This is a genomic window from Erythrobacter sp. RANMB8 (assembly GCF_056848235.1).
The window spans coordinates 144,926-168,931 of record NZ_JBREHG010000005.1 but is presented as its reverse complement, the minus strand read 5'-3'; the positions used below and the strand labels follow the sequence as shown (position 1 = coordinate 168,931).

25 protein-coding genes are annotated in these 24,006 nt (G+C 66.6%); 17 read left to right on the top strand and 8 right to left on the bottom strand.

What is annotated here, in order from left to right; genetic code table 11:
* Positions 1-46: 46 nt before the first annotated feature.
* The 3 genes from ACU0AG_RS09465 to ACU0AG_RS09455 are packed head-to-tail and all read left to right on the top strand — an operon-like array spanning position 47 to position 3,344.
* Positions 47-1,279 carry a CoA transferase gene (locus ACU0AG_RS09465; protein ID WP_482782028.1) on the top strand — a complete coding sequence of 411 codons (1,233 nt, stop codon included), beginning with the start codon at positions 47-49 and terminating at the stop codon, positions 1,277-1,279.
* The gene (locus ACU0AG_RS09460; protein ID WP_482782027.1) at positions 1,276-2,502 is read left to right on the top strand and encodes an acetyl-CoA C-acetyltransferase; all 1,227 of its coding nucleotides are present in this window, start codon (positions 1,276-1,278) and stop codon (positions 2,500-2,502) included. The genes ACU0AG_RS09465 and ACU0AG_RS09460 overlap by 4 nt, the downstream gene beginning before the upstream one ends.
* The gene (locus tag ACU0AG_RS09455) at positions 2,499-3,344 is read left to right on the top strand and encodes an HTD2 family dehydratase (RefSeq protein ID WP_482782026.1); all 846 of its coding nucleotides are present in this window, start codon (positions 2,499-2,501) and stop codon (positions 3,342-3,344) included. The genes ACU0AG_RS09460 and ACU0AG_RS09455 overlap by 4 nt, the downstream gene beginning before the upstream one ends.
* A 36-nt stretch (positions 3,345-3,380) precedes the next feature.
* On the opposite strand, the gene ACU0AG_RS09450 is transcribed toward ACU0AG_RS09455, so the two are convergent.
* Positions 3,381-4,328 (bottom strand): SDR family oxidoreductase, encoded by a 948-nt coding sequence (locus tag ACU0AG_RS09450; protein WP_482782025.1) that lies wholly within the window; start codon positions 4,326-4,328, stop codon positions 3,381-3,383.
* 146 nt (positions 4,329-4,474) lie between these two features.
* Between ACU0AG_RS09450 and ACU0AG_RS09445 the strand changes: the two genes are divergently transcribed.
* On the top strand, positions 4,475-5,476 hold the full coding sequence (locus ACU0AG_RS09445) for an NADP-dependent oxidoreductase (protein ID WP_482782024.1): 1,002 nt from the start codon (positions 4,475-4,477) through the stop codon (positions 5,474-5,476).
* A complete protein-coding gene (locus ACU0AG_RS09440; RefSeq protein WP_482782023.1) occupies positions 5,473-6,024 on the top strand; it encodes a nuclear transport factor 2 family protein in 552 nt (183 codons plus the stop codon). The genes ACU0AG_RS09445 and ACU0AG_RS09440 overlap by 4 nt, the downstream gene beginning before the upstream one ends.
* 100 nt (positions 6,025-6,124) lie before the next feature.
* Here the strand turns inward: ACU0AG_RS09440 and ACU0AG_RS09435 are convergent, their stop codons facing one another.
* Positions 6,125-6,529 carry a PaaI family thioesterase gene (locus tag ACU0AG_RS09435; protein ID WP_482782022.1) on the bottom strand — a complete coding sequence of 135 codons (405 nt, stop codon included), beginning with the start codon at positions 6,527-6,529 and terminating at the stop codon, positions 6,125-6,127.
* Between the two features lie 88 nt (positions 6,530-6,617).
* On the opposite strand from ACU0AG_RS09435, the gene ACU0AG_RS09430 reads away from it, so the two are divergent.
* Positions 6,618-8,210 carry a fatty acid--CoA ligase gene (locus tag ACU0AG_RS09430; protein WP_482782021.1) on the top strand — a complete coding sequence of 531 codons (1,593 nt, stop codon included), beginning with the start codon at positions 6,618-6,620 and terminating at the stop codon, positions 8,208-8,210.
* Here the strand turns inward: ACU0AG_RS09430 and ACU0AG_RS09425 are convergent.
* The 3 genes from ACU0AG_RS09425 to ACU0AG_RS09415 are packed head-to-tail and all read right to left on the bottom strand — an operon-like array spanning position 8,203 to position 9,634.
* Positions 8,203-8,574 carry a hypothetical protein gene (locus ACU0AG_RS09425; RefSeq protein WP_482782020.1) on the bottom strand — a complete coding sequence of 124 codons (372 nt, stop codon included), beginning with the start codon at positions 8,572-8,574 and terminating at the stop codon, positions 8,203-8,205. The genes ACU0AG_RS09430 and ACU0AG_RS09425 overlap by 8 nt on opposite strands.
* Positions 8,571-9,104 (bottom strand): carboxymuconolactone decarboxylase family protein, encoded by a 534-nt coding sequence (locus ACU0AG_RS09420; protein WP_482782019.1) that lies wholly within the window; start codon positions 9,102-9,104, stop codon positions 8,571-8,573. Before ACU0AG_RS09420 ends, ACU0AG_RS09425 begins: the two co-directional genes overlap by 4 nt.
* 11 nt (positions 9,105-9,115) lie before the next feature.
* The gene (locus ACU0AG_RS09415) at positions 9,116-9,634 is read right to left on the bottom strand and encodes a nuclear transport factor 2 family protein (protein WP_482782018.1); all 519 of its coding nucleotides are present in this window, start codon (positions 9,632-9,634) and stop codon (positions 9,116-9,118) included.
* Positions 9,635-9,751: 117 nt separating this feature from the next.
* Between ACU0AG_RS09415 and ACU0AG_RS09410 the strand changes: the two genes are divergently transcribed.
* Positions 9,752-11,011, top strand: coding sequence for a cytochrome P450 (locus tag ACU0AG_RS09410; protein ID WP_482782017.1), 1,260 nt, complete (start codon positions 9,752-9,754; stop codon positions 11,009-11,011).
* Between the two features lie 130 nt (positions 11,012-11,141).
* On the opposite strand, the gene ACU0AG_RS09405 is transcribed toward ACU0AG_RS09410, so the two are convergent.
* Positions 11,142-12,761 (bottom strand): FAD-dependent oxidoreductase, encoded by a 1,620-nt coding sequence (locus ACU0AG_RS09405; protein WP_482782016.1) that lies wholly within the window; start codon positions 12,759-12,761, stop codon positions 11,142-11,144.
* 197 nt (positions 12,762-12,958) lie between these two features.
* Here ACU0AG_RS09405 and ACU0AG_RS09400 point away from each other — a divergent pair, with 197 nt between their 5' ends.
* Entirely contained in the window at positions 12,959-13,735 is a 777-nt protein-coding gene (locus tag ACU0AG_RS09400) for an SDR family NAD(P)-dependent oxidoreductase (protein ID WP_482782015.1), read from the top strand.
* 111 nt (positions 13,736-13,846) lie between these two features.
* On the opposite strand, the gene ACU0AG_RS09395 is transcribed toward ACU0AG_RS09400, so the two are convergent.
* On the bottom strand, positions 13,847-14,659 hold the full coding sequence (locus tag ACU0AG_RS09395) for an SDR family NAD(P)-dependent oxidoreductase (protein WP_482782014.1): 813 nt from the start codon (positions 14,657-14,659) through the stop codon (positions 13,847-13,849).
* Positions 14,660-14,780: 121 nt separating this feature from the next.
* Here ACU0AG_RS09395 and ACU0AG_RS09390 point away from each other — a divergent pair, with 121 nt between their 5' ends.
* From ACU0AG_RS09390 to mobA, 3 genes are read left to right on the top strand one after another with little or no spacing between them, the layout of a single operon-like run.
* Positions 14,781-15,191, top strand: coding sequence for a nuclear transport factor 2 family protein (locus tag ACU0AG_RS09390; protein WP_482782013.1), 411 nt, complete (start codon positions 14,781-14,783; stop codon positions 15,189-15,191).
* Between the two features lie 2 nt (positions 15,192-15,193).
* Positions 15,194-15,535 (top strand): putative quinol monooxygenase, encoded by a 342-nt coding sequence (locus ACU0AG_RS09385; protein WP_482782012.1) that lies wholly within the window; start codon positions 15,194-15,196, stop codon positions 15,533-15,535.
* Positions 15,528-16,055, top strand: a complete 528-nt coding sequence (mobA, locus tag ACU0AG_RS09380; protein ID WP_482782011.1) for a molybdenum cofactor guanylyltransferase — start codon at positions 15,528-15,530, stop codon at positions 16,053-16,055. The genes ACU0AG_RS09385 and mobA overlap by 8 nt, the downstream gene beginning before the upstream one ends.
* A gap of 74 nt (positions 16,056-16,129) precedes the next feature.
* On the opposite strand, the gene ACU0AG_RS09375 is transcribed toward mobA, so the two are convergent.
* On the bottom strand, positions 16,130-17,134 hold the full coding sequence (locus ACU0AG_RS09375) for an NADP-dependent oxidoreductase (RefSeq protein ID WP_482782010.1): 1,005 nt from the start codon (positions 17,132-17,134) through the stop codon (positions 16,130-16,132).
* 122 nt (positions 17,135-17,256) lie between these two features.
* Between ACU0AG_RS09375 and ACU0AG_RS09370 the strand changes: the two genes are divergently transcribed.
* The 6 genes from ACU0AG_RS09370 (at position 17,257) to ACU0AG_RS09345 (ending at position 24,005) form a co-directional block, all read left to right on the top strand.
* The gene (locus ACU0AG_RS09370) at positions 17,257-19,395 is read left to right on the top strand and encodes a molybdopterin-containing oxidoreductase family protein (RefSeq protein WP_482782009.1); all 2,139 of its coding nucleotides are present in this window, start codon (positions 17,257-17,259) and stop codon (positions 19,393-19,395) included.
* A 24-nt stretch (positions 19,396-19,419) separates the two neighbouring features.
* Positions 19,420-20,430 carry an NADP-dependent oxidoreductase gene (locus ACU0AG_RS09365; protein WP_482782008.1) on the top strand — a complete coding sequence of 337 codons (1,011 nt, stop codon included), beginning with the start codon at positions 19,420-19,422 and terminating at the stop codon, positions 20,428-20,430.
* On the top strand, positions 20,430-21,206 hold the full coding sequence (locus tag ACU0AG_RS09360) for a ThuA domain-containing protein (protein WP_482782007.1): 777 nt from the start codon (positions 20,430-20,432) through the stop codon (positions 21,204-21,206). Before ACU0AG_RS09365 ends, ACU0AG_RS09360 begins: the two co-directional genes overlap by 1 nt.
* A complete protein-coding gene (locus tag ACU0AG_RS09355; protein ID WP_482782006.1) occupies positions 21,203-21,580 on the top strand; it encodes a nuclear transport factor 2 family protein in 378 nt (125 codons plus the stop codon). The genes ACU0AG_RS09360 and ACU0AG_RS09355 overlap by 4 nt, the downstream gene beginning before the upstream one ends.
* Positions 21,581-21,678: 98 nt before the next feature.
* Positions 21,679-22,920 carry a cytochrome P450 gene (locus ACU0AG_RS09350; protein WP_482782005.1) on the top strand — a complete coding sequence of 414 codons (1,242 nt, stop codon included), beginning with the start codon at positions 21,679-21,681 and terminating at the stop codon, positions 22,918-22,920.
* Between the two features lie 5 nt (positions 22,921-22,925).
* Positions 22,926-24,005, top strand: coding sequence for an acyl-CoA dehydrogenase family protein (locus ACU0AG_RS09345; protein WP_482782004.1), 1,080 nt, complete (start codon positions 22,926-22,928; stop codon positions 24,003-24,005).
* Position 24,006: the final 1 nt, after the last annotated feature.

Here is a 24,006-nt window from a genome sequence, read left to right as displayed (position 1 = left end):
CTCCCCTCCCGCTTGCGGGAGGGGGTGGGGGTGGGTCCGAGACAATATGTATAACCTCCTCAACGACCTCTCCATCGTCGAAGTCTCCAGCTTCGTCGCCTCGCCCACCGCGGGGCTCTATTGCGCGCAGCTGGGCGCGGAGGTGATCCGCGTCGACCACAAGGCGGGCGGGCTCGATTACAACCGCTACATGCTGACCCGCGAGGGGCGCTCGCTCAGCTGGGAGAACCTCAACCGCGCCAAGAAATCGGTCGCGCTCGATCTGCAATCTCCCGAGGGGCGCGAGTTGCTGGTGGAACTGGCGGCCAAGGTCGGTCAGTGCATCACCAACCTGCCCGAACAGAGCTTCCTCAGCCACGCCGCAATGCAGGCAAAGCGCCCGGACATGATTTCCCTGCGCGTCATGGGCTGGCACGACGGGCGGCAGGCGATGGACTTCACCGTCAACGCCGCCGCGGGATACCCGCTGATGTGCGGGCCGGAAGACTGGGACCCCGCCACTGCCCCGCCGGTCAACCAGGTGCTGCCCGCATGGGATTTCATCACCGGAGCCTATGGCGCCTTCGCCATGCTCGCCGCGCTGCGCCACCGTGACCGCACCGGCGAGGGCAGCGAGGTCCGCCTGCCGCTGGGCGATGTCGCGATCGGGACGATGGCCAACGCCGGATTGCTCGCCGAGGTGCTCTATCGCGGGGGTGACCGCGAACGGCTCGGCAATGCGATCTGGGGCGCGTTCGGGCGCGATTTCCGCAGCCGTGACGGGGTGCGATTCATGGTCGCCGCGCTGACGCCCAAGCAGTGGAGCGGGCTGGTCAAGGCGTTCGGCGTGGCAGACAGCATCGCCGCGCTGGAGGCCGAGGTTGGTGTGCGCTTTGCCGATGGGGATACGCCCCGCTTCCGGCACCGCGCCGCGCTGTTCGCGCTGTTCCAGAGCGCGGCGGAGACGATGGACTATGCCACGCTCGAAGCGCGCATGGCCGCCGAAACCTGCACCTTTGAACGCTACCGCACCGCCTACGAGGCGGCGAACGACAGGCTACTGATCGCGGACAACCCGCTGTTCGGCCCGTCGCCCGCCAATCCGAGCGGCTTCGATTACCCCGCCACCCGCAGCTTCGCCAACCTGCCCGGACGCGAGGCCGGCGATCCGGCCCCTGCGCCCTACCTCGGCCAGCATTCGGAAGAGGTGCTGAGCGAAAAGCTGGGGCTGTCCTCCGGCACCATCGGCAAGCTGGTCGATGCGGGGACTGTGGCTCTTTCAGACAAGGAAACCCAATGACCAGACGCGCCGCCATCGTTTCGCCCCTGCGCACCCCGGTGGGCAAGTTCCTCGGCGGGCTTTCGAGCCTCAACGCGGGCCAATTGGGCGCGGTGATCCTCAAGGCGCTGATGGAGCGCAGCGGCATCGATCCGGCGCGGGTCGATGACGTGGTATTCAGCCAGGGCTATGGCAATGGCGAGGCGCCCGCGATCGGTCACTGGAGCTGGCTCGCGGCGGGCCTGCCCATCGAAGTCCCCGGCTTCCAGCTGGACCGGCGCTGCGGCTCGGGCGTGCAGGCGGTGGCGACCGCGGCGATGATGGTCGAGACCGGCATGGCCGATGTCGTGGTCGCGGGCGGGGTCGAATCGATGTCGAACGTCGAACACTACACCACCGACCTGCGCGGCGGGGTGCGGATGGGCGACATGACCCTGCACGACCGCCTCAGCCGCGGGCGCCTGATGAGCCAGCCGATCGAACGCTTCGGCGTGATCACCGGCATGATCGAGACCGCCGAGAACCTCGCCAAGGATTACGGCATCACCCGCGAGGAAGCCGATGCCTTCGCGGTGCGCAGCCACCAGAACGCGGCAAAGGCGTGGGCCGAGGGCAAGTTCGCGCAGCAGCTTGTCCCCGTGGCGATCCCGCAGCGCAAAGGCGATCCGGTGATCTTCGACCATGACGAAGGCTACCGCGCCGATGCGTCGATGGAGACGCTCGGCAAGCTTGCCGCAATCGACCTGAAGCGCGATCCCGCCGCCATCGTCACCGCCGGCAATGCCAGCCAGCAGAACGATGCGGCCGCCGCCTGCCTTGTGGTCGCGGAAGACAAGCTGGAGGAGCTGGGCCTCACCCCCATGCTGTGGTTCGGCGGCTGGGCAGCGGCGGGCTGCGATCCCTCGCGCATGGGCATCGGCCCTGTGCCTGCGGTCGAGCGGCTGTTCGAACGGCGCGGCTATTCGTGGGACGATATCGGGCTGGTCGAATTGAACGAGGCCTTCGCCCCGCAGGTGCTCGCGGTGCTCAAGGGCTGGGGCTGGAGCGCGGACGATTCCCGCCGCGAGATCCTCAACGTCAATGGTTCGGGCATTTCGCTGGGCCACCCCATCGGCGCGACCGGCGGGCGTATCCTTGCCGACATGGCCCATGAAATGCACCGGCGCGGGGTGCGCTACGGGCTTGAGACCATGTGCATCGGCGGCGGTCAGGGGATCGCGGCGGTGTTCGAGCGCGCCCAATGAGCTTCGCGGCGTGGATCGGGCGCGAACAGCGCGCCACGGATCGCCTTGACGAGGGGCTGGCGGCGCGCTGGCTGGCGACCTTCGATCTGCCGCGCCCGCATCCGCCAATCATGCCGCAGGGCATCCATTTTGCGCTCTGCACGCCGCAGGCTCCCACCGCCACGCTGGGCGAGGACGGGCATCCGGCGCGGGACGACAGCGCCGACAGCTTCCTCCCGCCCTTTCCCATGCCGCGCCGGATGTGGGCCTCCTCCAAGATCGCCTTTCACGCCCCCATCGCCATCGGCGCCGTTGTCGAGCGCACCAGCCGCGTTGCCGCGATCAGCGAGAAGGAGGGCGGCTCCGGACGGCTCGCTTTCGTCGATGTCGAGCACATGACCCGCGCCAACGGCACCGTGGCGGTGATCGAGACGCAGACGCTGGTCTATCGCGAGGCGGCCGCGCCCGATGCGCCGCTATCCCCGCCCCCGCCGGGCGAGGGGGCGTTCGATCCTGCGGCGTGGGAGGCGACCCGCACTCTCACCCCCGATGCGCGGCTGCTGCTGCGCTATTCGGCGCTGACCTTCAACACCCACCGCATCCACTACGATGCGCCTTACGCGCAAGCCGTGGAGCGCTATCGCGGCCTCGTCGTCCACGGCCCGCTGACCGCCAGCCTGCTGCTGCAACTGGCAGCGCAGGAGCTGGGTGAAAACCGCCTGCGCAGCTTTGCATTCCGCGGCCTTTCCCCCGCCATCGCGGGCGAGCCGCTGCATCTGGCGATGAAGCGGGGCGAGGCCGGTTATGACCTCGCCGCCTTTGCCGCCGATGGCCGGCAGGTGACGGCGGCCACCGCCCGCTGAACAGCCTCTCCCCGCGGTGGGGAGAGGCCGCTCGCATCAGCCGAAAGCCGGGCGATAGTTGCTTTCGCCCCAGTCCTGCCGCTTGGTCCATGCGCCCATCGGCTCCAGCTTGCCTTCAAGCTCGGGGAAGCGCTCGTAAACGTGGTCCATATCGACCGCGAAGGGCCGGGTGGGAGCATCGTTGTTGTATTCGTAGAAGGCCTGAATGCCCTTGGCGAAATCCTCGCGCATTTCGGCCGGCATCGAATCGCCCGCCGCCTCGACCAGATAGCGGCCGAATTCCTCCGGCGTGCAGGGATCATATGCGATCTCTTTGCCCAGCGCTTCGGACAGGTATTGCGTCACCTGCTTGCCGACCAGCCGCTCCGGCCCGCCGATATTGAGCCACGCGCCCTCCATGTCGGGCCGCTCGAGGCTCGCCAGCATGAAGCGGGCGACATCGTCGAGGCTGATCCAGTTGGCTTCGAGATTGGGGTTGTGCGGATAGACGTAGCGCCCTTCGTTGACGATGAAGGGCCGCGCCCAGTTGGTCAGCAGGTTGTCCATGAACAGCACGCTCCCGAACACCGTCCCCGGCGCGCCCGAACGCCACAGGGCGTTGATGCCGCGGGTGTTTTCGCCATAGGTGAAGGGATCGCCGGGCTTGTCGGGAATCCAGCTGGAGGTGTTCCACACCACGCGCTTGACGCCCAGATGCGCGGCGACCTTGCCGACCTCGCCGATCAGATAGGCACGATCGGCGCGGGCCTGCAGCGGGTGGGTGTAGAAGATGTAGTCGCTGCCTTCGAGCGCGCTTTCGAAGGTGGAGGTATCGTAGAGGTCCATCGGTCGCACCTCGACCCGCTCGATCCCTTCGACCGGCGCGCCCTCCAGCGCATCCGGACGGCGCGAGATGGCGCGCACGTCGTATCCTGCGGCCAGCGCCTGACGCACCTGCGCCAGCCCCTGCCGCCCGCTCGCGCCGATAACCGTGATGAGTGCCATTGTTCCTCTCTCCCTCGTGTTCTTGTGCCGGGAGACTAGGAAGCCACCCGCCCCCTCGCACCGCGCCAAAGTGATAGCGGGGGGCTTGGCGGCCCTAGCGAAAAGGCGGGGTTGCCGTAGCGGCGTGACCGCCGGACAGTGGCGGGATGGACAACCGCATCTGGCGCATCGCCCGCCGCCCCGAAGGCACCGATTTCGCCAGCGCGCTGGAACTGGTCGATGCGCCGCTTGCCCCGCTGGGCGAGGGCGAGATCCGCATCCGCAACACCCATCTTTCGATGGATGCCGGCACGCGCATGTGGCTGACCAGCCGCGAGGATGGCTACCAGCCGCCCCTGCCGCTGGGCGGGCCGATGACGGGGCTGGTGCTGGGCGAAGTGATGGAAAGCCGCGCCGATGGCTTCAGAGCGGGCGATCTGGTGCGTGCCTTCGGCCAGTGGGCCGATGTTTCCACGGTGGACGCGGTGATGTCCGGCGCGATTGTGCTCGATCCCTCGGTCGCTGACCGGCGCGCGTGGTTCGGCCCGCTCGGCATGAACGGCTGGACCGCGCTGTGGGGCGTGGAACAGACCGGCGCGGCGAAGGCGGGGGAGCGGGTGCTGGTCTCTGCGGCAGCGGGCGCAACCGGGATTCTGGCGGTGCAGATCGCGAAACTGCTCGGCTGCGAGGCGTGGGGCATCGCGGGCGGGGCGGCGAAGTGCGCTTACCTGACGCAGGACCTCGGCATCGCGGGGGCGGTCGATTACAAGGCGGCGGATGTGGGGGCGCAACTGGACAAGGCCGGCGGCTTCGATGTCTATTTCGACAATGTCGGCGGTCCGCTGCTCGATGCGGTGCTCACCCGCATGAACCACTATGGCCGCATCTCGGTGTGCGGATTGCTGGCCGATTACACCGCCGGCACCCGCACCAGCCCCCGCGAATTCGATCAGGTGCTGATGCGGCGGCTCCGGATCGAGGGGTTTTTCTCGCCCGATTTCATGCACGAAGGCCCCGCCCTCACTCGCCGCTTGCGGGCATGGACCGAAAGCGGCGCGCTGGTGATGCCCTATGACGTGACACAGGGCCTCGAAAACACCCTCACCGCCTATGCCAAACTGTTCACCGGCGCGAATATCGGCAAGGTGATCGTGGAGCTGAACCCATGACCGGCACGCTCGAAGACCGCGAGGCGATCCGCGACATTCTCGCCGCCTATGCCCATGCCATCGACCGGCGGCGCTGGGGGATGATGGAGCGGCTGTTCCACCCGGACGCGACCTTCCGCTTCGGGGTGATCGAAGGCGACTGGCGCGGCTTCGTGGAGCAGGCCCGCGCCGTGATCGACCCCTGCCTTGCGACCCAGCACCAGCTGGGCCAGACGATCTTCGGTTTTGACGGGCCGGATACCTGCCACACCGAAACCTACATGACCGCGATGCACACCATCCCCCCCGGCTACCCGCTGGCGGCGGTGTTTCCGGACAAGGGCGTGATCTATTCCGCCATCGTCGCGGGGCGATACGTGGACCGGCTCGAGAAGCGTGGCGGCCCAAACGGGGCGGAGTGGCGGCTCGCCCAGCGCACGGGGCTTTACGACTGGCGCGAATTCCGGGTGGTGGAGGGCGTGGACCTCTCCGACACGCCGGAGGGCGCGGCGGGATACCATGACGCGCGCGATCCTTCGACGGCGGCAGTGCGGCGGTGGCTGGGCTGATCTCCCCTCCCGCTTGCGGGAGGGGTCGGGGGTGGGCCTGTCACACGGCTCGCTTTGCTCGCGCCCACCCCTAGCCCCTCCCGCAAGCGGGAGGGGGACTTCACCGCCGGATCGCAAACACCCCGCTCATCGTCGCAATCTGCTCGTCCCCGCGCCATACCCCGCCCGAACAATAGGCGGTGCGCCCGCCCAGCCGGTCGATCCGCACGCGGGCTTCCAGCCAGTCTCCCAGCCGCGCCGCCGACAGGTAATTGACCGTCAGCGTCACGGTTGACGGCGCAAGGCGGGGGCGTTCTGCATCATAGACCGCGTGGGAAAGCGCCACATCGGCGAAGGTCGAGAGCACCCCGCCGTGGGCTGCGTCCTGATAGTTGATGTGGTGGGGGCAGATAAGGAGGCCGACAACACGCACCCCCTCCACCGCAGGGCCGAGGTAATACGGCCCGCCATGGTCGAGAAAGCCCGGCGTGAAGCCAGCCGGTTCGAAGCCTGAAGGAACATCCATCCCGCCACCCTACCCCGCACCGCGTCGCCATGCCCGCTATGAATTGTGCCAATGACAGGCGCAGCCTTGCGCGGTATCCCCTCGCGCCATGGGAGAGACAACAGCACTGGCCGCAGAAAGCTTCTGCGACGTCGTCCGCGAACACGCCCGCGTGTCTGGCGAGGTGATCGCCTTCACCTATGCGGGCGAGGAGTTGAGCTTCGCCGAGATCGACGCAGGCGCCGACCGGGTGGCGAACGGCCTCGTCGCGCTGGGCGTCAAACCGGGGGACCGCGTCGCCTTCCTCGGCAGGAACCACCCGCTCTATTTCGAGGCCTTCCTTGGCGCGAACCGCGTGGGCGCGGTGATGACGCCGGTCAACTGGCGGCTGGCCGCGCCCGAAGTCGCCTATGTGCTCGACAATTCCTGCGCCAAGGTGGTGTTCGTGGGAGAGGGGTTTGCCGAGGTGCTCGCGCAAATCCGGCCCGATTGCCCCCATGTCGAGCAGGTGATCGGCATCGACGCGCCCGATTACCCCGGTACCGATTACCGCACCTGGCGCGATGGCTTTGCGGCCACGCCCCCTGCCCACCGCGTCCGCGCCGAAGACGACGCGCTCCAGCTTTACACCTCGGGCACCACCGGCAAGCCCAAGGGCGCGGTGATCACCCACGGATCGCTGCTCTCCAGCCGCGATGGCACCGCGGCGGGTGACCAGATGCGCCAATGGCAGGAACCGATCCCCGGCGATGTCACCCTGCTCGCCATGCCGTGCTTCCACATCAGCGGCACCGGCACCGGCATCGGCACGCTGGTGGCGGGGACCAATTCGATCGTCCTGCCCGAATATGATCCGACCAAAGCGCTCGATCTGATCGCCAATTACAACATCTCGAAGATCTTCCTCGTGCCCGCCGCGCTGCAGATCCTGCTCAATCACCCGAAGGTGGGCGAGGTCGATTTCAGCCGCCTCAAATACATCACCTACGGCGCCTCGCCGATCCCGCTCGAACTGATGCGCGAGGCGATCCGCGTGATCGGTTGCGGTTTCGTGCAGATGTACGGGATGACCGAGACCAGCGGCACCATCGTCGCACTCGATCCTGAAGACCACGTGCCCGAAGGATCGGTGCGGATGCGGAGCGTCGGCAAGCCGCTCGCCGGGGTCGAGATCAAGGTGATCGATGAGGCGGGCAACGAAGTCCCCGCAGGCACCGTGGGCGAGATTGCCACGCGCTCGAACAAGAACATGCGCGGCTACTGGAACAACCCCGATGCCACCGCCGCCACCATCGACAAGGATGGCTGGCTGCGCACCGGCGATGCGGGCTATCTCGACGAGGACGGCTATCTCTACATCCACGACCGGGTGAAGGACATGATCATCTCCGGCGGGGAGAACGTCTATCCCGCCGAGGTCGAAAACGCGCTCTATTCGCACCCCAAGGTGGCAGATGTGGCGGTGATCGGCGTGCCCGATGCCAAATGGGGCGAAGCGGTGAAGGCCTGCGTGGTGGTGAAGCCGGGCGAGACCCTGACCGAGGCCGAACTGATCGCCCACGCCCGCACGCTGATCGCGGGTTACAAGTGCCCCAAATCGGTCGATTTCATCCCCGCCCTGCCGAGGAACCCTTCGGGGAAAATCCTGCGGCGCGAGCTGCGCGCACCCTATTGGGCGGGGAAAGACCGGGCGGTCAATTAGCCGCCAGCTCTGCCAGCCCGATCAGCTCCACCCGGCATTCCGCATCGGCGAGCGCCGCCACGACCGAGAAGGCGACGAACCCCGGCTCGCCCAGATGCGCGGCTACGGCGGCCGCTTCCGCATCGGTGATCGCGGTGTGTTCGAACGGCATCCGCCGCGCATAGGCGAGGCAAGCCCGCGTGCCTTCATCAAGGCTGCTTTCGTCGGGTGCGGCTGCCATGCCGTGCACCCCCGCCACCGCCTGCCGGACCAGCGCCAGCAAGGCGGGATCGAGCGCTGCCTCTGCGTGTCCGCGAAAGGCGGCGTAGTGCCCAGCCAGCACCGGATTGCCCGCCAGCGCGGCCACCAGCGGCCCGCCGCTCATGCCGCAGCCTCCGGCTCTTTCGGGGTGGGCAGCACGGTGCGGTCCATTTGCTCCGGCTCCAGCCCCAGCGTGATCAGCGCCTTGGCGAGCGCGAGGAACAGCGTCACCCCCAGCCCCAGTTCGGCGATCTGCTCCGGCGCGAGATGGCGCTGCAAGGCGGCCTTCGCATCGCCGGTCAGCAGATCGGGATCGTGGATCAGCGCGTCGGTGAATTTCAGCACTGCCTTTTCGGCATCGGTCAGCCGCGCCGAGGCTTCGTAACCATCGGTGATATCGTCCACCACCTCCTCGCCCAGCCCCTGCGCCACCGCCTTGTCGAAACGGACATTGCGGCAGAACCCGCATTGGGTGACGCGGGCGTTGCGCATCCGCGCCACTTCCTTAATCCGCGCCGCCAGCACATCGGAATCCCAGAAACGGCCATAGAGCGCGGCAAAGCTCGCCGCGATGGCGGGCTGGTGGGCCAGCACCGTGCCGAAATGCGCCGGCTGCCCGGCAATGGCCGATGATACGCGGGGGATGGTGGACATGGGGCCTCTCCTTACATCACGCGGTAATCGGGGTGCCCGCTGGCGATGATCTGCAACACCGGCAGCGGCAATGCCGGGTCGGGCGTGTTCGGGGGCTGGTTTTCGAGCGGGGTCTTCCAGTCCATGATGTAGCGGCGGGCCGCGATCCGCCACTCGCCTGCCCGCCGTTCGAATTCATCGAGATAGCGCCCGCCGTAAAGCCCGCCCGACCAGCTGCCGTCCTCGGCCTGGCGGATGCCGGTGGCAAAGCCGTAGCATTCGACGCTCGCCCGGTCCGCGCCATGGAACGCGATCGAGGGCGCGGACAGGAAATGCCAGCGCCGCTGGCTGGCGCGCTCGATGGCCATCACCACCGGAATGAAATCCGCCGCAGCGCCGGTGAAAAAGCCGTAATCGACCGGCGCATCGGGCCAGAAACAGCGCGCCTGCCCTTCATCATCCAGCCAGTCGAGCGTGCGCGAATAGCGTTGCAGCACATCGGCAATCGCCTGCCGGTCGAGCAGTTGCTGCAAGCCTGCCTCGTTGCCCATGCGCGCTCTCCCCGTGCCGCTTAGCGAATCCGCCAATTGCTGGTGCGGCCCTTGTCCCGCAGCCTTGGCGTCGCGGGAACGGGCGAAAATGCCAGTGCCGGCGCAGGAGGGGCTTTGATGAACACGCCGCAGATCAACCTGTTCGATCCCGAGCTGCAACAATGCCCCTATGCCGCCTACCGGCAGCTGCGCGACGAGGCGCCGGTCTACAACATCCCCGGCACGCAGATTTTCGTCGTCACCCGTTATGACCACGTGCGCGAGGTGCTGATGGACCCGCAGCGCTTCCCCTCCGCCGCCGCCAATGAACTGATGCGCGCCAGCCCCGTCGATATGGAGCGCGGGCGCAAGGTGGCCGAGCGCTTCAGGGAGAAAGGCTGGCTCCCCGCGCCGACGCTTGCCGGGCGCGATGACCCGAACCACAAGCAGATGCGCGCGATGTTCAACGAGGCGTTCAAGCCCAGCCGCATCAAGGCAATCGACCCGCGCGTCGAAACCCTCGCCTACGAGCTGATCGACGAATTCGTGGAGGATGGCCGCTGCGACTGGGTGCGCCAGTTCTGCGTGCCCCTGCCGCTGTTCATCATCGGCGAACAGATGGGCGCCAAGCGTGAGGACATGTGGCGGATCAAGGGCTGGACCGACGCCTTTTTCCACCGCATTTCGATGATGCTGCCCGAAGACAAGCACCTCGAAATGGTCGACCGCGAAATCGAGGCGCAGCATTACTTCCAGCCGATCTTCGAACGCCTGCGCGAGGAGCCGGACGGCAGCCTCATCAGCGTCCTCGTCAACACCGTGATCGAAGGCTGGGGCCGTCCGCTGAACGACAACGAGCTCCACGCCGAGATGATGGCCGACACCTTCGTGGGCGGCAGCGAGACCACCACCAACGCGCTCGCGGCGGGCATGAAGCTGCTGATCGAGAACAAGGATGTGTGGGTGAAGCTGAAGGCCGATCCCGAGCGCTACATGCGCAATTTCGTCGAGGAGGTGCTCAGGCTCGAAAGCCCGGTGCAATCGCTGATGCGCTTCACCCACAGGGATGTGGAGCTGGACGGGGTGACGATCCCCGCAGGCTCGGTCGTCAACGTCCGCTACGGCGCAGCGAACCGCGATGAACGCTTCTTCGAATGTCCCGAAAAGCTCGATCTGGATCGCCCCAAGGCGGGCGCGCACATGGCCTTCGGGTCCGGCACGCACCACTGCCTCGGCGCGCCGCTCGCCCGGCGCGAGCTGACCTGGGGCTTTCAGGCGGTGGTCGACCGGTTCGAGGACATGTGGTTCGCCGAAGGGCAGAACGATTTCCGCTACCACCCGCACTTCCTGCTGCGGTCATTGAAGCAGCTGAACATCGAGTTTGTGGCGAAGAGATAGCCTCTTTCGTCATTGCGAGGAGCCGAAGGCGACGAAGCAATCCATGGCCTGAGGTTGGACGCCAAAACGACCGGATCGAGAGCCGCGACGAACGGTTCATGGATTGCTTCGCTACGCTCGCAATGACGAACTAGGCGTTCCCCCCGGCCGCCGCCCGCCCCGCCAGATAGCCGAAGGTCAGCGCCGGGCCGAGCGTCCCGCCCGCGCCTGCGTAAATGCCCCCCGTCGGGCAGGCGATGGCATTGCCCGCGCCGAACAATCCGGCGATGGGCGCGCCGTCATGGCCCAGCACGCGGCCCGCGCCGTCCGTCCTCGGCCCGCCATTGGTGCCGAGCAGGCCTGAGGCAATCTCCACCGCATAGAACGGCGCCTGCCGAAGCGCGCCGAGCGTGACGGCGGTGCCCTCGCGCGAGCGGTCACCGTAGAAATGGTCATAGGCGCTGGTCCCGCGCCCGAAATCGGGATCGTGGCCTGCATCGGCATGGGCGTTGAAACGCGCCACGGTTTCGCTCAGCACCGCGCCGTCGATGCCGATCTGCGCGGCCAGCCCTTCGAGGCTTTCGGCACGCATCACCCAGTCGGGGATCGGCTGCCCCGGCATCCGCGTCCCCAGCGGATAGCGCGCCGCATATTGCGCGTCGAAAATCAGGTATGCGGGCAGGTTGAGGTAATCGTAACTGGCCGGATCGAACTGGTGGAACACCCCGCCCAATGCCGAATAATTCGCCGCCTCGTTGCAGAAGCGCCGCCCGCTGCGGTTGACCATGATGGAGTGCGGCACGGTGCGTTCGATCAGGATGATCTGGGCGCGCTGGTGCCCGCTGGCCCACGGCGCGTCGGGGGTGACAAGCGTGGGCGCCCACCATGCGCTGGTCATGTTGCCCAGCTTCGCACCTGCCGCCATTGCCAGTTTCAGCCCCTCGCCCGTGGCGGTCGGCGGGCTGGCGGGTGCGGTCACGGGGCCGCGCAGGAAGGTCTGGCGCAGGTCTTCGTCCCATTCGAACCCGCCGGTGGCGATCACCACCCCGCGCCGCGCCCTGATGGTGACAGGGACGCCGCCCTGCTCTCCCTCGATCCCCGCAATCCGCCCGCCTTCGTGCAGCAGGCGGCGGGTGGTGAGGCCCAGCAGCGGCGCGATCCCGCGTGTCAGGCAGGCTTTCAGCAACCGCGCCACCATCGCCTGCCCGAACCCGCATTGCCGCGCTGCCATGCGCTGCCCCAGCACTTCGGGCGGCGGAGTCGCGGTGGCTCCGCCAAGCGGCGTTTCGCGCAGCATCAGCGGCTTGGGTTCCTCGATCGCGTAGATTTTCGCGGCCCATTCGCCCAGCGCATCGAGAGCGAACAGATCATGGTCGAGCGCGCGCGACCCCTGCGGCTTCGCGCCGGGACGGTCGAGATAATAATCGGGATAGCCCGGCAGCACCGCCACCTTCAGCGCATCGATGCTTTCGAGAAAGGCCAGCGCTTCCGGCCCCCGGTCGACGAAGGCCTCCAGCGTCTCGTCCACCACATCGCCGTGATCAAGGCTGCGGAAATAGGCGAGCGCTTCCTCGCGGCTGTCAGCCAAGCCGGCGGCGCGCATGCGGGGATTGTCCGCGACCCAGATCACCCCGCCCGATATGGCCGAGGTGCCGCCGATGCGGTCCCACTTTTCGATCAGCGCGACGCTCGCGCCCGCTTCGTGGGCTGCCAGCGCCGCGCTCATGCCCGCTGCGCCTGTCCCAAGGATAATGACATCGACTTCGCTCATGCCGGGATTAGACGCCGTGCGTGACCCCGGCGGCAACCCGTCATTTTGGCAAGGTGCGTTTGTGCCGCCCCTCCCCTACTCGTCATTGCGAGGAGCCGCAGGCGACGCGGCAATCCATGGCCCACCCTCCGCGATTGCGCGCTTCGGTCCATGGATTGCTTCGCTTCGCTCGCAATGACGAGGAAGGGCTGAACATTATGAAACTCGAAGGCAAAATCGCCGCGATCACCGGGGGCACGGCGGGCATGGGACGCGGGATCGCCGAGGCTTTCCTTGAAGAAGGCGCAAAGGTCGCGCTGTTCGCCCGCAACCCCGAAAAGGGCGCAAAGGTGCTGGAGGAACTGGGAGCGGGCGACAACGCGATCTTCGTGGCGGGCGATGTGATGGAGCAGGCCGACCTCGAAGGCTTCATCGACCGGACCATCGCCCATTTCGGCACGCTCGACATCCTCGTGAACAATGCGGGCGGCGCGGGGGATTTGCAGCCGCTGGTCAACCTGTCCGATCACGCCTTTGACGAGGCGATGAAGTGGAATGTCTATTCGACCTTCTGGGCCACCCGCCGCGCGCTGCCCACCATGCTCGCCAAGGGTGACGGGCGGATCATCAACATCTCCAGCATGGAGGGCAAGCATGGCAAGCCGGTGCTGACCGCCTACTCCGCCGCCAAGCACGCAGTGAACGGCATGACCAAGAGCCTTGCGCGCGAAGTCGGGCCGCAAGGCGTCACCGTCAACGCGATCTGCCCCGGCCTCGTCATCACCGACATCATCAGGAACAACGGCCCCGCCACCGCCAAGGCAATGGGGATGGAGCTGGAAGAGATGATCGAACTCTTCGCGCAGGAAGCCGCGATCAAGCGGCCCAACGAGGTCGAGGAAATCGCCGCCGTCGCGGTGCTGCTGGCGAGCAAGGCGGGGGCAGGGATCACCGGCGCGCAGATCAGCGTGGACGGCGGAACGGCGCAATATTGAGGGGTTTAGGTCGCTCTAGACCCCCTCTAGACCCCTTCTAGACCCCTTCTAGGCCCCTTTTCGCGCAGTTTCCGCCAATGTTTCACGTGAAACATTGGCGGGAAATCCGGCTTACTGCTGCAACTTCGCCATGGCTGCGCCGACCGCTGCGGCTACGTCTCCGGCCTGCGGATTGCCGCGCATGATCAGGCCCCCGTTGGGCTGGATATTCGCGCCGGTGACATAGGCGGTATCGGTGCACAGCCACAGGCAGGCATAGGCGACATCGTCCACCGTGTTCAGCCGCCCCATCGGGTAGCGCGGCAGGAAGGCATCGGTCAGCCCCGGCACCTGAAAGCTCTCGTGCGTCATCGGGCTGTCGGTAAAGGCGGGGGAGACGGTGTTGGCCTTGATCCCCAGATGCCCGTAATCATTGGCAACGCACTCGATCAGCGCCTCGCTGCCGCGCTTGGTGCCGATATAGGCGGCGTGGTTGGTGATGATCGCCTTGGTGGTGGCAGACGACAGGCTGATCAGCGAACCGCCGGTCGGCTGCTGCTGGCTCATCACCCGCACGAAGGCCTGCAGGAAGTGGTGCACACCCTTGAACTGGAGATCGACGATCGCGTCGAGCTGTTCCTCGGTGATCTCCTCAAGGCTGGCGAGCAGGCCCCAGCCGGTGGTGTTGATCGCAATATCGACCCGGCCGAAGGTGTCCCGCGCCTTGTCCGCCATGGCGTTGACCTCGGCGCGGCTGGTGATGTCGCACAGGGCAAACTCGCCGCCGATCTCGCTGGCGAGCGCGGCGAGCGGGGCTTCCTTGCGCCCCGCCACCATCACCCTCGCGCCTTCCCTGGCGAACAGGCGGGCGATGGCCTGGCCCATGTTGCCCTCCGATGCCGCGCCCAGCACCACTGCGGTCTTGCCCTGCAATTGTCCCATCATGTCTCTCCTCTGCCCGGCGATTACCACGGGCGATGCTGCCTCCACCCTTCCCAAAAGTGGGCATTGTCCCGCGCCTGCCCGCGCCTGATAGCGGGGCAATAGTCACGGGGAGAGCGCAGGCATGTTCACAGGACCGCTGGAAGATCGCGTCGCGATTCAGGAATTGAACGGCACCTATGCCGATGGCGTGGTGCGGTTCGATGCCGATACCTGGGCAAGTGTCTGGGCCGATGATGCCGACTGGGATCTGCTGGGCCACCAAACCAAGGGCAAGGAAGCGATCGTCGCCTTCTGGAACGGGGCGATGGGCGGATTGGAGGCGGTGAGCTTCCACTGCGTGCCCTGCATGATCGCAGTCACCGGCGACACCGCCCGCGCCCGCGTGCAGACGCAGGAGATCCTCAAGCCCAAGGAGGGCAAGGCGCGCCATGTCGGCGGGCTTTATGAAGACACGCTGGCGAAGATTGGCGGGCGCTGGGTGTTCACCAGCCGGGTGTTCAGGATCGTCGCAGAATTCGGAGTGGAAGGCTGACCATGGCAAAGATTGTTATCTCCGCGCAGATCGACCTCGATCCGGCGCAGCGCGATGAAGCCCTGCGCTCCGCTCGCCCGCATATCGAGGCCGCGCTCGCCGAAAAGGGCTGCATCCACTACGACTGGAGCGCCTGTTCGATGAACCCCGCCCGCGTCAACGTGTTCGAGGAATGGGAGAGCGAGGAAGACCTCGCCGCCCACTTCCGCGATCCGGCCTATACCGGAATGCGCGATCACATCGGGCAGTTCGGGATCACGGCGGCGGTCAGCAAGAAGTATCGCGTCGACGCCGAAGGGCCGGTCTACAATGCCGAAGGGCAGGCGACCGAGGCCTTTGACTAGGCTTCTCGGCGCGATCCTCGCCGGCGGACAGGCGCGGCGCTTCGGCAGCGACAAGGCGCAGGCGCTTTATCAGGGCACCCGCCTGATCGACCGCGTCGCGGCGGCGCTTTCGGCCCAGTGCGCGAGCGTTGTGGTGTGCGGGCGCGAGGAACCGGGGTTCCGCTGCATTCCCGACTGGCCCGAAGCGGGGCTCGGCCCGCTCGGCGGACTGGCGGCGGCGCTGCATCACGCGCGAAAGGCGGGCTTTTCCCATGTCCTGTCCACGGGCGTGGACGCGCCCGACCTGCCGCTCGATCTGGCGGAGGCCCTTGCAGGAGAAGGTGCCGCGATTGTCGAAAGCCAGCCGGTGGTCGGGCTTTGGCCGGTGGCAGTGCTGCCCGTGCTGGAAGCCTTCATCGCTGGGGGTGGCCGCTCGCTTTACCGCTGCGCCGATGCGCTCGGCGCAAGGCGGGTGGAGCTTCCCGCGCCGCTGATGAACGTCAACCGGCCTGAGGATCTTGACCCACCCCGCTGCGACTAGGCTCACCTTCGGTTCGCCAAGTCTCGCTCCCCTCCCGCTTGCGGGAGGGGCTGGGGGTGGGTCCCCGAAGGGTTCTAAAGCTTCAGCAGCTGCTTGCCGCGGTTCTGCCCGCTGAACAGGCGTTGCAGCGTCACCGGCGCGTTCTCGAAACCGTGCTGGATGTCTTCCTGATACTTGAGGCTGCCGTCCTTGACGAAGCCTTCGAGCCGCTTGCGGATGCCGGGGAATTCGCTCGCCCAGTCGAGCACGATGAAGCCCGCCATGGTGCCGCGCCGGAACACGAGGTTGAAGTAGTTCTCCGGCCCGGCGGGAAGCGTGCCGGTTTCATAGCGACTGATCCCGCCGCAGATCACCACCCGCGCGCCGGTGGCGATGCAGGCGAGCATGTCATTCAAAATCTTGCCGCCGACATTGTCGTAGATCACGTCCACGCCGCGGGGGCAGAGTTCGCGGATCTGCGCCTTCACATTGCCCGCCTTGTAATCGATCGCGGCGTCATAGCCGGCCTCGCGCACCAGCCAGTCGCACTTGTCCTGCCCGCCTGCGATGCCGACCACGCGGCAGCCGGCAATCTTGGCGAGCTGGCCGACGATGCTCCCCGTCGCGCCTGCCGCGCCCGAAACCAGCACGGTATCGCCCGCCACGGGCTTGCCGACCTTGAACAGCCCGCAATAGGCCGTCAGCCCGGTGGTGCCGAGCACCGACAGAACGGCGGTGGGCGACAGATCGGTTTCGACCTTCGTCAGCTCCTTGCCGTCGGTGACCAGCCACTCGGTCCAGCCGGTGGTGCCGAACACCATGTCGCCGACCGCGAAGCGCCCGCCGTTGCTGGCCACCACCTCGGCAATCCCGCTGCCGCGCATCACGTCGCCGATGTTCATCGGGGCGACGTAATCGGCGATGTTCTCCATCCAGCCCTTCTGCGCCGGGTCAAAGCCGAGATAGTGCACCTTCAGCAGCATCTCTCCCGGCGCGGGGTCGGGCAGCCGGGTTTCGACCAGCCGGAAATCATTGTCGATTGCGATCCCGCGGCCGCGCGGGTGACCGTTCAAGAGCCATTGGCGGGTGGTGGTGGGCATGGGGGCGTCTCCTCAGGTTCGCCTGCCCTATTGCGGGCGCGCGGCGCGGCTCTCCACGGACAAAAGTATCAGTCGAGCGCCGCGCCCCCTGTGGTAGTTTCACTGCCTCAAGGAGAGAGACGATGGGCGCCCAGACTCACAAGACTTTCTGCCGCTTCTGCCATGCCAACTGCGCGATGGAAGTCGATGTCGAAAACGGCAAGGTGATCGAGGTGCGCGGCGATCCCGACGATCCGGCCTATGGCGGCTACACCTGCATGAAAGGCCGCGAGCTGCCGGACAGCCACAATTCGGAAAACCGCCTGCATCACTCGCTGGTGCGCAATGCCGACGGCAAATTTGTCGAAACCCCGATGCCCGAGGCACTGGCCCATGTCGCGAGCGAACTGCGCCGGATCATCGACACCCATGGCCCCCATTCGGTGGCGGTGTTCATGGGATCGGGGGGCTTCCAGAACTCCGCAGCGATGGCGGCTTCGCTCAGCTTCGCGAACGCGGTGGGCAGCCGCAATTTCTACACCTCGGTGACGCTCGATCAGCCCGCCAAGGTGTTCACCACCGCGCGTTACGGCAAGTGGATGGCGGGACCGAACACCTTCAGCGAAAGCGATGTCGCGCTGTTCATCGGCAACAACCCGATCGTGTCGCACTATGCGCCGGTCGGCGGGGTGCCGCCCTTCAGCCCCTCGCGCCGCATTCGCGACAAGAAGGCGGAAGGGCTGAAGCTGATCGTCGCCGACCCGCGCGAGAGCGATGTGGCGCGGCTGGCCGACATCTACCTGCCGGTAAAGCCGGGCGAGGATCCGGCGATGCTGGCGGGGATGCTCAACGTGATCATTTCCGAAGGGCTCTACGACCGCAATTTCGTCGCCCTCCACGTGGATGGCTTCGACGAACTGGCCGAAGCGGTGAAGGCTTTCCCGCCCGAAGTCGCCGCCGAACGGGCGGGGCTCGACAGGGATCAGCTCGTCGCCGCCGCGAGGATGTTCGCCAGCGGCTCCAAGGGCTGCGCCACCACCGGCACAGGGCCGGAAATGGCGGGCAACGGCACGCTGACCGAATATCTCGTCACCTGCCTCAACACCATCTGCGCCCGCTTCAAGCAGGAAGGCGAGAAGGCCGCGATCCCCGGCGTGTTCAGCCCCTACCAGACGGCTCGGCGCGCACAGGTCGCCCCGCCGGTGCCGATGTTCGGCGCGGAAGGGATGCCCAAGTCACGCTTCCGCGGCCTCGGCCATCTCGGCTGGGAAATGCCCTGCAACGTGCTGGCCGACGAGATCCTTACCCCCGGCGAAGGGCAGGTGCGGGCGCTGATTTCGGTCGGCGGCAATCCTGTGGTCGGCTTCCCCGATCAGGCCAAGATGGTGCGGGCGCTCGACGATCTGGAGCTGTTCGTCCAGATCGACCCGTGGATGAGCGCCAGCGCCAAGCGTGCCACCGTGGTGCTCGCGCCCTCGCAATGCCTCGAGCGCGAGGACATCACCAACCTTTCCGAATGGTGGCATGAAGAGCCTTACGCCCGCTACACCGAGGCGGTGGTCGCAGCGCCGGGCGATTGCATCGACGAATACGAGATGTTCTGGACGCTGGCGCACCACCTCGGCCTGACGATGGTGCTGAACGGCGGCCCGCTGCCGATGGACCGCAAACCCTCCAAGCAGGAATTCCTCGATCTGATGGTCGCAGGCAGCCTCAAGAAACCCTCGGAGGTGCGCAAGGATTGTCAGGCCAATGGCGGCGCGGCGATGGTCTATCCCGAAGCGCACCCCAAGGTCGAACCGCTGGATGAAAGCGAATTTCACCGTTTCGATCTGGCGGTCGGCGCGATGCCTTCGGAACTTTTGAAATATGCCGAGAACCGCGCTGCGAAGGAGGGCTTCGACTTCCGCCTGATCTCGCGCCGCTCCAAGACGCGGTTCAATTCGATCGGCCACCCGCTCAAGAAACTGCAAGCCAAGACCACCACCAACCCGGCCTATATCCACCCTGACGACATCGCCGCGCTGGGGCTGGAGGAAGGCGGGCTGGTCGCGATCACCAGCCCCCACGCCACCATCCACGGCGTGGTCAAGGCGAGCGACAAGGTGCGCCGCGGGATCGTGTCGATGGCCCATGCCTATGGTGATGCCGACGCAGGCAAGGACGATGTGCGGACACGCGGCTCTTCCACCAACCGGCTGGTGAGCGAGGTGGTCGATTACGATCCGATCACCGGCCAATCGCTCCAGAGCGCCATTCCGGTGAAGCTCGAACCGGCCTGATCCTCTCTCAACCCAAGGACCATTATGCCCACCAACCGCCGCTTCCTCCTCCAGCGCCGCCCCAACGGCACGCCGGTTCCCGAAGACTTTGCGCTCGTCACCGAAGAGACCCCAGCCCTCGCCGAGGGCCAGTTCCTGATCCGCAACCACTACGCCTCGCTCGATCCGGCCATGAGAGGCTGGATGGATGCGGAAGGCAATTACATGCCGCCCATCCCGCTGGGCGATCCGGTGCGCGCCAGCACCATCGGCGTGGTCGAGGACAGCCGCGCCGAGGGGTTCGCCCCGGGCCAGTGGGTGATGGGCCTCAACGCGCTGGAGGATTATTCGATCGGCGTCGCAGGCGGGTTTACCCAGCCGATCGACCCGTCGCTGGTGCCGAGTGTCACCAACTACCTCTCGATCTTCGGGGCGGTGGGGATGACGGCCTATTTCGGCTTCCTCGAGGTGTGCGAGCCGAAAGCGGGCGAGACCGTGCTGGTCAGCGGCGCGGCGGGTGCGGTGGGCAGCCTTGTCGGCCAGCTCGCCAAGATCCACGGTTGCCGCGCGGTCGGCATCGCGGGCGGGCCGGCCAAGTGCGCGCGCCTGACCGAAAAATACGGTTTCGATGCCGCCATCGACTATCGCGGCAAGGATGAGGCCGCGCTCACCGCCGCCATCGCGGAAGCCTGCCCGGACGGGGTCGATGTGATCTTCGAGAATGTCGGCGGGATCATCCTCGATGCCGGGCTGATGAACCTCAATCTTCACGCCCGCGTCGGGCTGTGCGGGCTGATCAGCGAATACAACACCGCGCCGCGCGGCATCCGCAACCTGTGGCAGCTGATTGTCAAGCGGGCGCATATCCGGGGCCTGCTGGTGGCTGACTACGTGCCGGGCTTTGCCGAGGGTGCTGCGCAGATGGGCGTATGGGCGGCGCAGGGCCGCCTGACCATCGACGAGCATATCGACGAGGGGCTGGAGAACGCCTTCGACAGCTTCATGCGGCTGTTCGCGGGCACCAATGACGGCAAGATGATCCTCAAGATCGCCTGATGCCCCAAGCTGACAGGAGCCTGCTCGTCCTGTCGGGGGGACACCCCTATGAGGCCGAACCCTTTGCGCAGCTGCTGGCGGGTCTGGGCGAGTGGGACATCACCCACCTCGTCCACCCCGAAGGCGGCGAGGCCGATGCGGCAGACGCGATCCGCACCGCCGACGCCCTGCTGTTCTACGACATGGCGGGCTACAGCTTCGGCGCGGGCACTGTGACGATGCGCCCGCCCTCGCCCGCCTTGCGCGAGGCGATCACCGCCCGCTTTGCCGCCGGCAAGGGCGCGGTGGCGATGCACCATGCGCTGGCGGGCTGGGCGCTGTGGCCCGAATGGCACGACTGGCTGGGCGGGCAGTTCCATTACCAGCCGGGCCGCCACGGGCCGGATTCGGGCTACCGCCACGATGTCGCCTATGCGGCGCAGATCATCGCCGATCATCCGGTGACGCGCGGCCTCCCGCCAAGCTTCCCCGTCACCGACGAGCTTTACCTCTGCCCGATTGACGAAGGCGCGGTCATCCCCCTCGCCAGCGCAGAAGGCTTCGCCTTCACCGCCGACAATTTCTACTCCGCCGCCCGTGCCGTCGCCGGTGCCATGTTCAGCCGCGAGGGCTGGGACCATCCGCCGGGCAGCAACCTGGTCGCGTGGGAAAGCCGCCGTTGCCCCGCACGCCTCGTCTATCTGCAATGCGGCGATGGCCCCGCCACCTACACCAACCCGCACGTTCGCCGGATGCTGGCGAACGCACTCGATTACACCGCAGGAGGAACCGCATGACCCCGCAAGAGACTGTCACCACCTTCATCGGCCACTGGAACAGCGGCGACATGTCCGCGATGTATGCCCTGTGTGCCGACAGCATCGTGTGGCACAATATCCCGATGGACCCGATCCCGGGCAAACCCGCCATGCGCGAAGCGGTGGACGGGTTCATGGGCAATGTTGCCGCGTGCGACTGGCAGATCCACGCCATCGCAGCCAACGGCAAGACCGTCCTGACCGAGCGCACCGACGGCTTCACCTTCAACGACGGTCGCAAGGCAGCGATCCGCGTGATGGGCACCTTCGAAGTGGGCGCAGACGGGCTGATCACCGCATGGCGCGACTATTTCGACAGCCAAGAATTCCAGCGCGAGTTCCTCGGCGCGTGATGCGAAGCGCGCAATCCTAACACAAACGTGCATCGCATCGCGGGGGCTGTCGTGGCTAGGCTTGCGCCATAATTCCAAGGGGTCTGGAGCCGCCTGCCATGAACAAGCCCGAAGGCAATGTGTTTGCGCCTGAAACGCTGATCGATCCGTTCGATTATTACCGCGCCATCCACGAAGCCGGCATCGCCATCGAACATCTCGAAGGGATGAACACCTGGGTGGTCTATTCCTACGACCTGTGCAGCGAAGCGGCGGCGAAGCCCGAGGTGTTCTCGAACGATTTCACCGCTCTCATGGGCCGCGAGGCGGACGAGGACATTCAGGCCATCCTGGCCGAAGGCTGGCCCGATCTGCCGACCCTGCTGACCGCCGATCACCCGGTCCACACCCGCAACCGCAAGCTGGTGAACCTCGCCTTCTCGGCCCCGCGCGTGAATGCGATCGAGGCCGATATGCGGCATAAGTCGATCGAACTGATCGAGGCCTTTGCCGATCGGGGGCATTGCGAATTCGTGGAGGAATTCGGGGTGCCGCTGCCGGTGGCGATGATCGCAGGGCAAATCGGGCTGGATGATGATCCGGGGCGGGTGAAGCGCTGGTCGGATGCGGCGGTCGACCGCTTCAGCCAGATGGTCGATCACGACCGCAAGCTCGAATGCGCGAAGAGCCTTGTCGAGTTTCAGCACTACATCAAGGGCCTGATCGACGACCGCAAGGCGAACGGCGGCAATGACCTCCTCACCGATCTGGTCGAGGCGCGGGTCGAGGGGGAAACGCCGCTGTCGGATCCCGAGATCATGTCGCTGATGCAGCAGTTCATGGTGGCGGGGAATGAAACCACCACCTCGACGCTGGCCGGCGGGCTGCTCCAGCTGATCCGCAACCCCGACCAGATGGCCAAGGCCAAGGCGGCGGCGGGCGGGCGCGATCCCAAGGTGATCATGAACCTTGTTGAGGAAGCCTTGCGCTACGAAACGCCCACGGCGGGGATGTGGCGCATCGTCAAGGCGGATACCGAACTGGGCGGCGTTGCCATTCCGGCGGGCGCGGTGGTGCAATTGCGCTATGCCGCGGCCAACCGCGACCCGTCGAAATTCCCCGACCCCGACCGGTTCGACATCGAACGCGCCAATGCCCGCACCCACCTCAGCTTCGGCAAGGGGCCGCATATGTGCGTGGGCAACATGCTGAGCCGCAAGGAAATGCTGGTCGCCTTCGACGAGCTGCTCGAACGGCTCGATAACTTCGCGGTGGCCGACGAGAACGCCATCCGCATCCTGCCCAACATCCTGCTGCGCGGCGTCACCCATCTGCCGATCACGTTTACGCGGAAAGCCTGACACCCATGAATTTCGATCTGTCCGAAGAACAGCAGATGTTCGTGACTTCGGTGGAGCGCTTCGCCGCGCCCGTCGATGTCGAAGCGCGGCGGCGGTTGCGGCTTTCGCCCACCGGCTATGACCGGGCGCGCTGGCAGAGCCTTGCCGAAATGGGCCTGATCGCGCTTGCCGCATCGCAGGATGCCGGCGGCATGGGCGGATCGGCGGTTGACCTTGCGCTGGTGGCCGAGGCGCTGGGCAAGGCCAATGCGCCCGACCCGCTGCTCGAACACGGCATTTGCCCCGCACTGCTGCTCGAACGCGGCGGCGCTGGCGCGGCGCTGGACAGCGTATTGTCGGGCGAGACCATCGCCACGCTGGCATGGACCGAAAGGGGCCAACGTTACAGCCTCAAGGCGAAAGGCATGAAGGCGGAAGAGTCCGGAGACAGCTTCACCCTGACCGGCGAAAAGACCATGGTAATGGGCGCATTGCTGGCAGACCTGTTCATCGTCACCGCCGATCTGGGCGGCGAGACCGCCTGCTTCCTCGTGCCCAGGGACGCGACCGGGCTGGAGGTGCGGGCCTATCGCCTCGCCGATGGCAGCATCGCGGGCGAATTGAAGTTGACCCGCACACCCGCTGCAAAACTGGCGGTCGATGCCGCCGCGCTCAATGCGGTCGTCGCCGATCTGCGGCTCTATGCGGCGGCGGAAATGGTCGGGCTCGGCCAGCGGCTGCTCGACGATACGCTGGCCTATGTGAAGGAGCGCGAGCAGTTCGGCGTGGCGATCGGCAGCTTTCAGGCGCTCCAGCACCGGCTGGTCGATTGCTATGCGAAGGCCGAACAATCGCGCTCGATGCTCTACCGCGCCGCGCTGACCGACCGCGCCGATGCCGCAAAGTGGCAGCGCACCGCCGCCGGGGCCAAGGCTTTCATCGGCGAGAATATCGACGCCATCGCGCGCGAGGCGGTGCAGATGCACGGCGGCATGGGGATCACCGATGAACTCGCCATCGGCCATGCGCTGAAGCGCGTGCTGCTGCTTGCCCGGCTGTTCGGCGATGTCGACACGGTGCTCGCCGAATATGCGTTGGCTGCCTGAG

What these genes read in the sequence shown, in the direction of transcription:
- ACU0AG_RS09465 (WP_482782028.1), top strand. Translation starts at nt 47, where the DNA reads ATGTATAACCTCCTCAACGACCTCTCCATCGTCGAAGTCTCCAGCTTC.
- ACU0AG_RS09460 (WP_482782027.1), top strand. Translation starts at nt 1,276, where the DNA reads ATGACCAGACGCGCCGCCATCGTTTCGCCCCTGCGCACCCCGGTGGGC.
- ACU0AG_RS09455 (WP_482782026.1), top strand. Translation starts at nt 2,499, where the DNA reads ATGAGCTTCGCGGCGTGGATCGGGCGCGAACAGCGCGCCACGGATCGC.
- ACU0AG_RS09450 (WP_482782025.1), bottom strand. Translation starts at nt 4,328, where the DNA reads ATGGCACTCATCACGGTTATCGGCGCGAGCGGGCGGCAGGGGCTGGCG.
- ACU0AG_RS09445 (WP_482782024.1), top strand. Translation starts at nt 4,475, where the DNA reads ATGGACAACCGCATCTGGCGCATCGCCCGCCGCCCCGAAGGCACCGAT.
- ACU0AG_RS09440 (WP_482782023.1), top strand. Translation starts at nt 5,473, where the DNA reads ATGACCGGCACGCTCGAAGACCGCGAGGCGATCCGCGACATTCTCGCC.
- ACU0AG_RS09435 (WP_482782022.1), bottom strand. Translation starts at nt 6,529, where the DNA reads ATGGATGTTCCTTCAGGCTTCGAACCGGCTGGCTTCACGCCGGGCTTT.
- ACU0AG_RS09430 (WP_482782021.1), top strand. Translation starts at nt 6,618, where the DNA reads ATGGGAGAGACAACAGCACTGGCCGCAGAAAGCTTCTGCGACGTCGTC.
- ACU0AG_RS09425 (WP_482782020.1), bottom strand. Translation starts at nt 8,574, where the DNA reads ATGAGCGGCGGGCCGCTGGTGGCCGCGCTGGCGGGCAATCCGGTGCTG.
- ACU0AG_RS09420 (WP_482782019.1), bottom strand. Translation starts at nt 9,104, where the DNA reads ATGTCCACCATCCCCCGCGTATCATCGGCCATTGCCGGGCAGCCGGCG.
- ACU0AG_RS09415 (WP_482782018.1), bottom strand. Translation starts at nt 9,634, where the DNA reads ATGGGCAACGAGGCAGGCTTGCAGCAACTGCTCGACCGGCAGGCGATT.
- ACU0AG_RS09410 (WP_482782017.1), top strand. Translation starts at nt 9,752, where the DNA reads ATGAACACGCCGCAGATCAACCTGTTCGATCCCGAGCTGCAACAATGC.
- ACU0AG_RS09405 (WP_482782016.1), bottom strand. Translation starts at nt 12,761, where the DNA reads ATGAGCGAAGTCGATGTCATTATCCTTGGGACAGGCGCAGCGGGCATG.
- ACU0AG_RS09400 (WP_482782015.1), top strand. Translation starts at nt 12,959, where the DNA reads ATGAAACTCGAAGGCAAAATCGCCGCGATCACCGGGGGCACGGCGGGC.
- ACU0AG_RS09395 (WP_482782014.1), bottom strand. Translation starts at nt 14,659, where the DNA reads ATGATGGGACAATTGCAGGGCAAGACCGCAGTGGTGCTGGGCGCGGCA.
- ACU0AG_RS09390 (WP_482782013.1), top strand. Translation starts at nt 14,781, where the DNA reads ATGTTCACAGGACCGCTGGAAGATCGCGTCGCGATTCAGGAATTGAAC.
- ACU0AG_RS09385 (WP_482782012.1), top strand. Translation starts at nt 15,194, where the DNA reads ATGGCAAAGATTGTTATCTCCGCGCAGATCGACCTCGATCCGGCGCAG.
- ACU0AG_RS09375 (WP_482782010.1), bottom strand. Translation starts at nt 17,134, where the DNA reads ATGCCCACCACCACCCGCCAATGGCTCTTGAACGGTCACCCGCGCGGC.
- ACU0AG_RS09370 (WP_482782009.1), top strand. Translation starts at nt 17,257, where the DNA reads ATGGGCGCCCAGACTCACAAGACTTTCTGCCGCTTCTGCCATGCCAAC.
- ACU0AG_RS09365 (WP_482782008.1), top strand. Translation starts at nt 19,420, where the DNA reads ATGCCCACCAACCGCCGCTTCCTCCTCCAGCGCCGCCCCAACGGCACG.
- ACU0AG_RS09360 (WP_482782007.1), top strand. Translation starts at nt 20,430, where the DNA reads ATGCCCCAAGCTGACAGGAGCCTGCTCGTCCTGTCGGGGGGACACCCC.
- ACU0AG_RS09355 (WP_482782006.1), top strand. Translation starts at nt 21,203, where the DNA reads ATGACCCCGCAAGAGACTGTCACCACCTTCATCGGCCACTGGAACAGC.
- ACU0AG_RS09350 (WP_482782005.1), top strand. Translation starts at nt 21,679, where the DNA reads ATGAACAAGCCCGAAGGCAATGTGTTTGCGCCTGAAACGCTGATCGAT.
- ACU0AG_RS09345 (WP_482782004.1), top strand. Translation starts at nt 22,926, where the DNA reads ATGAATTTCGATCTGTCCGAAGAACAGCAGATGTTCGTGACTTCGGTG.